This is a genomic window from Mycobacterium sp., assembly GCF_035274705.1.
Classification (GTDB): domain Bacteria; phylum Actinomycetota; class Actinomycetes; order Mycobacteriales; family Mycobacteriaceae; genus Mycobacterium.
This window is the reverse complement of record NZ_DATENY010000024.1, coordinates 1-8162: the sequence shown is the minus strand read 5'-3', so window position 1 is coordinate 8162 and position 8162 is coordinate 1. Positions and strand designations below refer to the sequence as shown.

8 protein-coding genes are annotated in these 8162 nt (G+C 64.4%); 3 read left to right on the top strand and 5 right to left on the bottom strand.

Annotated features, from left to right (window positions below; translation table 11 throughout):
• Positions 1-1129, bottom strand: a 1129-nt coding sequence (locus VJV41_RS06440; protein WP_325332285.1) for a PGRS repeat-containing protein, incomplete at its 3' end; no start/stop codon positions are given.
• 373 nt (positions 1130-1502) lie between these two features.
• Between VJV41_RS06440 and VJV41_RS06435 the strand changes: the two genes are divergently transcribed.
• From VJV41_RS06435 to VJV41_RS06425, 3 genes are all read left to right on the top strand, one after another.
• Positions 1503-2555: an IS630 family transposase gene (locus VJV41_RS06435; RefSeq protein ID WP_325332283.1), complete on the top strand. Its 1053-nt coding sequence runs from the start codon at positions 1503-1505 to the stop codon at positions 2553-2555.
• Positions 2556-3398: 843 nt separating this feature from the next.
• Positions 3399-4352 (top strand): undecaprenyl-diphosphate phosphatase, encoded by a 954-nt coding sequence (locus VJV41_RS06430; RefSeq protein ID WP_325332281.1) that lies wholly within the window; start codon positions 3399-3401, stop codon positions 4350-4352.
• Between the two features lie 392 nt (positions 4353-4744).
• Complete coding sequence (locus VJV41_RS06425; RefSeq protein WP_325332289.1) at positions 4745-5467, top strand: ABC transporter permease; 723 nt, start codon at positions 4745-4747, stop codon at positions 5465-5467.
• A 208-nt stretch (positions 5468-5675) separates the two neighbouring features.
• Here VJV41_RS06425 and VJV41_RS06420 read toward each other — a convergent pair whose 3' ends face one another.
• The 4 genes from VJV41_RS06420 to VJV41_RS06405 form a co-directional block, all read right to left on the bottom strand.
• The gene (locus VJV41_RS06420) at positions 5676-6932 is read right to left on the bottom strand and encodes a hypothetical protein (RefSeq protein WP_414684895.1); all 1257 of its coding nucleotides are present in this window, start codon (positions 6930-6932) and stop codon (positions 5676-5678) included.
• Between the two features lie 98 nt (positions 6933-7030).
• Positions 7031-7432: a hypothetical protein gene (locus tag VJV41_RS06415; protein WP_325332279.1), complete on the bottom strand. Its 402-nt coding sequence runs from the start codon at positions 7430-7432 to the stop codon at positions 7031-7033.
• A gap of 25 nt (positions 7433-7457) precedes the next feature.
• A complete protein-coding gene (locus tag VJV41_RS06410) occupies positions 7458-7742 on the bottom strand; it encodes a hypothetical protein (RefSeq protein ID WP_325332277.1) in 285 nt (94 codons plus the stop codon).
• Between the two features lie 179 nt (positions 7743-7921).
• Positions 7922-8162 (bottom strand): MspA family porin (locus tag VJV41_RS06405; protein WP_325332263.1); only part of this gene is annotated, 241 nt, incomplete at its 5' end.

The window sequence follows — 8162 nt, the reverse complement described above, 5'->3', positions numbered from 1 at the left end:
CACCATTGCCGCCGGTCGCGGGACTCACCGTGCCGACCTCGGAGACCGCGTTCCCGCCGTTGCCGCCGTTGCCGCCCGCGACACCGGTGCCACCGTTGCCGCCGGTCCCGCCGTTGCCGCCGACCGCAGCTCCGCCGTCTGGCGGCTGAGTAGTGACATCCGCACCGTTGTCGCCGGCGCCCGCCTGGTTGCCATTCGGCGTCGGGTTGACGCCGTCGGCGCCGTTCGCGCCCGCGCCGCCGGCACCGCCCGCGCCACCGGTACCGATCAGCAAGCCACCGTTGCCGCCGTTACCACCGGCCGCGCCTTGGCCGCCGGCACCGCCGGCACCGCCGTTGCCCGCGACCAGACCGGGACCGTCACCGCCATTGCCGCCGACACCGCCCACGCCACCTGCTCCACCAGCGCCACCGCTGCCCAACAGCAGCCCGCCGCTGCCGCCGGCACCGCCGGCTGCACCCAGACCGCCGACACCGCCAGCACCACCCTCACCGAACAACCCGCCGGCGCCGCCCTTGCCGCCGGCCTGCCCGGCGGCGCCGTCAGCGCCTTTACCGCCGCTACCCCACAACAGCCCGCCGGCGCCGCCGTCCTCGCCCGGCTCATCGCCGTCGAGGCCATTGCCGATCAGCAGACCACCCGGACCGATCAGACCCAAGAAGGCCCCGCCCGAGAAGGAGAAGGGAACAGCTTCGGCGGCAAAGGTGCTGCTCGATGCGGCCGCACCGCCAGCGCCTCCACCGACCAACGAGGTCGCAAAGGTCGTGGGCGCAAAGAAGTTCGGGCTGGGTTGCGCTGACGGACCGATGGAGGTCCGCGACAAACCGGGCCCCGCACCGCCAGGGCTGCTCGCAGGAATGAGCCCCAGCACCGTCAACGCCGAGAACGCCCCACCATCACCGGGCGGCAGCGATGTCCCTGACCCGCCAGACACCGATGCCGACAACGGCGCCGCGCCAGCGCTGAGAGCGACACCCGCTGCGGTCACGGTCGGCGCCTGAGTGCTGGTTGTATGCCCGACGCCGGCGACCTGATCTGAAGCCTGCGGGCCGAAGGCCGCGATGCCGCCGGCCACGCTGCCGCTAACCGCGAGGACACCTGCCGCCACTACGGCCGCCTGACTCCTCACGCCCTGCCCTTTCCTGCGGTGCCGGCCTTTGCTCCGACCCGTGGAAACACTGCCTGCCATAAACACCGATCTCCCTTCGTGAATCCAATTGCTGGTACCGCTGAGCGAACCTCCGCGATCGGCAGCGTAGCGGCTGGCAACGTCTGCGCGATGGATTTCGAGTTTGCTAACACGAGAATTTTGCAACCTCGACACCAGACTTGACGTAAGTCAAGCAAAAGTTGTGTCTCATCCCACCGATGTGGTATATCCACGACGCTGAGCAACTCCCAACTAATTCATTCGAGGTCCAGTGAATGACGCCGTTTGGCCCATTCTGTCGCGTGTCATTAATTGATTTGCGCTTCGCTTTCTTGGGAATCGCTGAATGAATGTGGCCGGGGCGCTGGCGTTGCGCGACGGTGATCGGGAACGGCTGCAGGCGTTAGCGCGATCGTCGAACCTGGCGCAGCGCGCATTGATCGTGTTGTTGGCAGCCGACGGAATGGCGAACACCGAGATCGCCCGGTTGGCAAAAACGTCACGTCCGACGGTGATCAAGTGGCGACAGCGCTATGAGACTCACGGGCTGCCCGGGCTCGACGACGGGCCACGCTCGGGCCGGCCCGCGACGATCGATGAGGTCGATGTGCTGGGCGAGACCTTGGCCGACGGAGGCAAGCCGCCCGCTCGGCTGGGGGTCACGCACTGGTCGGCGCGTTTGATGGCCGACCGCTTGGGCATCTCTTTTGCCTCGGTGGCGCGGATCTGGCGCAAGTACGACATCCGCCCCCAGAGCATCCACGCTTTCAGGTTCGGCACCGATCCGGAGGTGGAAGTCGAGTTCCACGAGGTCGTTGGCCTGTATCTGTCACCCCTGGTCAGGGCGGTCGCGGTCAGCGTGGACATGGAGACCCCGGCCCCGCCGGTGGATTGCGATCGCAGTCCCGAGCAGCCCGTGCACGACTGCATCCGCAGCAGTGGCGACGCCCTGTTTACCGCGCTGGAGATCGCGGTCGGCAAGAACACCGTCCGCGACTGCCGCCCCCACGAGAACTACGCCGAGTTCATTGATTTCCTCGAGACGGTGGCCACAGCCCATCCGAAAGTCAGGCTGCGCGTCATCTGCGATGACAACGCGCCCCAGAGCCACGCCGAGGTGCGCGCGTGGCGGGACGATCACCCCAGGGTCAGCGTGCATCGCACTCGGAGAGACAGCTCATGGCTGACCGTGGTGGGCATCTGTTTGGGCATCGCGACCCGCCAAGCGATCCGCCGCGGCGTCTACGTCCTGGTCGATGACATCGAGGTTGCGTTGCGCGCCTACATCGACGCGGGCGATGGCCGCGCCGACGCGAATTCATTCACGTGGAGTAAAAATGCAGAACAAGGACTTGGAATACTCAACCGTAAAACAATTAATAACACGCCTAGCGATAATCGATAATATTGACGGATACGTTAATGAGCAAACCGTTGCGATAGAGGCGCAGCGAACGCGAACAAACACGGGGAAAGCCGGATAGCTTACTAAAATTAGGCTGGCTGTCAAGTCGCACCTAGGTGTTGCTGAGTTATAGCTGTCGCAACTACCCGGCCGCACTTCGGCCATGACTCAGCAACTGCAGAAGAACCGGCGTGGTGTCAACTGCTCTATCAGCTCGCCCACGCCATCGGCGATCGCGCTGAGCTTGTGCTGTCCCGCGTCGCCGGACGCTTCTCAGCGTTTTCTCAACGGTGGCTTGGCACTATCGGCCGGTCGGGATCAGCACGCCTAGATACCTGCAGGAGACGTCCACATGCACTCATTTCGACGGCGCCATGCCCGCGTCATCTCGGCAATCTGCGGGCTGGTCGCCCTACTGGTCCTCGGTGTGTCATCGGCGGCCGTCGATGCGCCGGCCATATCGCCAAGAATCGCGCCTTTGTCTGGCTCGATGACCCTGGGCGGCACCTCGACAATCACGACTCCCCCGCCTTCGGCGGAGATCGCATCCGCGTCGCCAACAGTGAAAGCGCCACATAAGTAGACCGCACAGGCACGCGGCACTAATAGAAGTGGTGCCTATTCTGTTGGCGCTGTGTGGCTTTGAAGCGCTTCGGCACTAACCCGGCTCGCAGTGGCTGGCTGCCGCTGTGAGCTCGAACATCAACGGTGATGTGATCGCGTGAAACGCTGAGCGTCGACGTGTTTCGTCTACCCTGACTTCGCTTGGCTTGTGCGCCAATGACGTTCACCGAGCCTAGGCCGTCGATGCATATCGGGAATCGCCTACGAGAGGACAGGACTGTGGTCCATCACCTGAGCTATGCCGAGGCGCTGATCGTTGGCGCCTTCCAGGGAATTGCCGAGTTGTTTCCGGTATCCAGCCTTGGACACTCGGTGCTCATACCGGCGCTGATCGGTGGACAATGGGCCCGTGACTTGAATGTCTCGACGCCGGAATCGCCGTATCTGGCGTTCATCGTTGGTCTACATGTTGCGACAGCGGCGGCTTTGTTGGTGTTTTTCTGGCGGGACTGGATCGCAGTGATCGCGGGTTTTATCAGCTCAGTTCGTCACCGGAGGGTGCAAACTCCGGCGGAGCGGTTGGCGTGGCTGCTCGTGCTCGCGACGATTCCGGTCGGTATCGCTGGTCTGGCGCTGGAGCATCTGTTTCGCACAACGTTGGGTAAACCAGTGCCCGCTGCTGTGTTCCTCGTCGCCAACGGGGTGATCCTGCTTGTGGGCGAGCGGCTGCGCCGTCGCCGCGAGATGTCCTTGGCGGTTGCCTCTCCGCCCGAAGGGATTTCAGGTGCAGCGGCAACCCAGCCATCGCTCCAGTCAGGTGTTGGCAGGCTCTCGGCCGATGACGAGCAGATCGCACGGCAAACCATGCCGCAGGGTGTGATCATCGGATCTGCCCAGATTCTGGCCTTGCTGCCGGGCATTAGTCGCTCCGGCGTGTCGATGGCTGCGGGCCTGCTGCGCGGATTGTCACACGCTCAGGCGGCACGGTTCGCCTTCCTCCTAGCGACGCCCGTCATCTTGGCTGCCGGTGTCCTGAAGATTCCAGACCTATTCGGGCCGCTGGGCGAGGGAATTCACGGTCAGGTTCTGGCAGGCAGCGCGGTTTCCTTTTTGACTTCCCTGTTCGCAGTGGGTTTTCTCACCCGCTACTTCGAGACACGAACCCTGACCCCGTTCGCCGTGTACTGCGTGCTTGCCGGTGCAGGCAGCTTGATCTGGCTGGCAACACACTGAGATCCTGGACGGAAACCGTTACTCGCCAGACGAATTCAAGCCGTTTCACCGATGACAAGACGTGGAGCGTTGCAGAGTGACTCGTGGCTGCTCTTAGGGTCGCGTTATCGAAGGGTGCCTATTCGCGCAGGGCTTGCTCTCAGTCGAAGGATCCGACGCGCTGGCGATCGAGGCCCGAAGGATGCTGTCCATTTTGAGCGTCGAGATCGTGCCACGCCGGTTCGTCCTTTGGCCGCAGGGTTCGCTTCGCCGTTGTCCGTGCGCCTCGCACGCCGTGAACCACTCCGCGGTAAACCCCCATATCCGGATTGGACAGGGGTTGTGGGAAACGAGCCGCCGTGCCGGGCGACACTGGTTCAGTGACCGCCGCTGTGTTCGGGCCGACGCTGATCATGGTGTGCGTCGTGATGGCGGCCCTCGCCGCCATGATCTACCGGCTGGCCGGGCTAGGCAAAGCGTGGACGGTGCCTGTCGCTGCCGCGCGGGCGGCCGCCCAGTTGGCGGGGATATCGGCGGTATTGGCGGCAGCGATGATGCGGCTGTGGTCATCGACGCTGGTGTTGGTGGTCATGTTCGTTGTCGCGGCAGTCACGGCGGCTCGACGCAGCCAAGCCGACCACGGAGCTGTCTGGGTGGCGGTGCCACTGGCTGCCGGCTTGGCGGCGGTGATCCCGTTGCTTCTGCTGACCGGCTTAGTTCCGCTCAACGGCGCGGCGCTGATACCGACCGCCGGCATCATCCTCGGCGGCACCATGACCGCTGTCGCCGTCGCTGCGCGGCGAGGCCTCGACACGTTGACGATGCGGCTCGGAGAGGTCGAAGCAGCCCTCAGTCTGGGCTTCACCGAGCGCGATTCCCGCAGACTAGTGATCGACCGGGCGATCGCCGACGCCTTACTGCCTAACGTCGACCAAGCCCGCACCGCCGGGCTGGTCACACTGCCCGGCGCTTTTGTGGGTGTGTTGCTGGCCACCGGGTCGGCTACCCAGGCCGGCGCTGTGCAGGTTCTAGTCCTCATCGGGCTTCTACTGGCGCAGGCCTGCGGAGTCGCGCTAACCGGGGAACTGGTCGCGCGGGGTCGCATCAGTCGACGCCACGACGTCATCAGGCACTAGCGGCCGTAGATCCTTCACAGAGCCGTACGCGCAAGCCCAGGTTTCACCCTTAGGGGATGCCGGTGCGAGAACCGCCCGTTTCGGTCGCGAAATCCTGACTCGAACAGGGTTGGTGGTGCGATGACGGCGAAACTCCTTCAAAACCACGATGTTTCGCTCACGACAGCAGTCAACCGCAATTGGACCGGAGACGTACTGACCGGTCGTGTTAGCGAAGTGTGTTCAGTAGCGCGGTGAGTGTTTGTGTCTGCGTTGACGGATCGGGTCGGCTGGCGCGCATGGCATGAAGAACGCTGTCGATTTGAGCGTCGAGTGCGTGCCACGCGGTTTCGTCCATCGGCCGCAGGGTGGCTTCGTCGTCGTCCCATGCGGTTTCGAGGTCCTTGATCCGGGTTATCGCTGCGGCCTGGTCGCCAGATTGCACGTTCGACAGGGTGTCTTGAGCGATAGTGCGGAACTTCGTGAGTTCGGTCGGCGGGAAATGCGACTGCGCTTGCCCCGCTGCCGCTGTGGCGATCACCGGCGAGGCCGCTGTCTCTTCGTCGTTATCCGCGACAGTGTGGGGGCGACCTGCGGCCACAACGAGCACGGCCCCAGCGGCGACCGCGACCACAACGTAGTAGCCGTGCATGATCCGTTCACGCGTTGGATTGCTGATCACCATCGGCGTGTGGTCCGCCTCGCGTTCTTCCATGACGTCGATGCGGCTGATCGTGAGGTAGATGACTGTGGTCAGGATCGCGGTGAGGAAGATCGCGCTCGTGACCGCGGTCCCCAAACCAAGGCCATGATCAATTCGTGGGGATGCGAGCCAATCGCCGAGGTTGGCACCCAGTGGGCGGGTCAGGATGTACGCGAGCCAGAATGCCAGCACCGGGTTGGCGCCCAGCCGCCAGCCGATCACGATAGCGGCAATCAATCCCGCCGGCAGCAGCACCGAGGTACCCGGCCCCCAGCCAGTGAGCTGCAGTGTCCAATCACCGGCTGCGGTGCCGAGGGCGAAGGTGACCAGCACAGCGAGCCAATAGAACGACTCTCGGGGCAGCGTCACGATGCTGTGGATGGACAGGGTGCGCTCCCGCGCGTACCAGACACCGAAGACCACGGCCAAGGAGATGGCGAAAACACCTGTGCTCAGCGCAAGGGGAACGCCCAGATCGTCGGTGAGGATGTCGGTGTAGAGCGTGCCGGTCACGCTGAGCACCACGACCGCAAGCCAATAGACCAGCGGCACATAGCGACTCAGCCGCAGCTGCCATACGAGAACCGCGACGAGCACTGCGGTGAAGATGAGGGCGGTCGCGGTCAAACCGACACCCAACGTCATGTTGATCCAGTCGGCGAAACTCTCACCAACGGTGGTGCACAGGATCTTGATGACCCAGAACCACACAGTGACCTCGGGCACCTTACTGAGCATGGCGCGCGAGGTCGCAACAGCATCTGTCGGTGTCGCCTCAGTCACGGGGCCCGACCGTATAGCTGTACCGCTGATAGAACGCTGAGAAATGGTTAATGCATATTGCGGGACTAGTGTTTGCCGCGCACGGCGGGCAGGAGCGTCTAGCCGTTCGGGGAAGCGCCCGCCGAGGCGGCGGCGGCCGCCGCGGCGCGCCCTTCCGGGCTGGCAAGTGAGTTGCCCGGGGAGGTCGCCGAGGCCACCGGTGCGTCACAGTTGAGCGATACCAGCGTCTGGTTGGTCGGCGAGCCGCCGCTGTTCGGCGGTGGCGCCGCTTTCCTGTCCCGCTGGTTGGAGACAATGCAATTCGACCAGGCCAACTGGTCACCGACGGTGCTCGACACAACGGGCTTGTATCCCGCGGAGCTCAACGCCGAACTGGCGTCACCGTATTTTTGGCCCACCACGTTCGGCGAGGAGTTCGCCTCGGCGATCCCGGCACCGGCGAGGCCGGCCACCGCGACAGCGGCCGCCACGGCCGCAGCCAATGAAGCGTGTCTGGTCATGCATTGCTCCTAGCGTCGATCAACCTCAGTGACCGGCTTTGATAGGCGGTACCGCCACCGAGATTTCAGGGGCCGACGGCGGCGTCGTCGTCGTAGCGGTGGCGCCGAGGTTCATGCCGCCGACCACGGGCTGAACGAACGAGGTGTTCACCGGGGCGCTGCCCGACCCGGCCAGCGGGATGTCGGCTGTTGTGGTATTCGGCGAGGTCGCGGAAAAACTCAGGACGCCAAGCGTTATCAATGCCGCGGCCCCGAGAGCCGCGCCCAGCGCCTTGCCGCGCACGGCGCAATTCACCTGATGAGCGGTCATGTAACCAGTGTTGCGCGGAGACGTTGATAGGACGCTGAGCCGAATCTGGGACTTGCACTCTACGTCGCTGATGAAATGCTGCGGAGGCCTGCGGGATTCAGCGAATACGTGTATACAAGACGGCCCCCGCGTCCATGCCTGGTGGACGCCGGGGCCGTCTTCTCACCTTCCCCCGGGAGTTAGTTCATGTTCCAGGGTTCGCCGTAGGTGGTGACGCTGTCACCGGCCTTGGAGATCAGGCGGGCGAACGGACGCAGCAGCACGCCACCGGCCGCACCGGTCACGGTGCCGTGCGCGTTGGACACCGCCACCTTGCCGTGCGGACCCGACACGTCCACCGAGAACGTCGCCACTTCCTGAATACCGGGGCCGTTACCCAGGTCAGCACTGATCGACACACCCGGGAACAGGTTCGGGGTG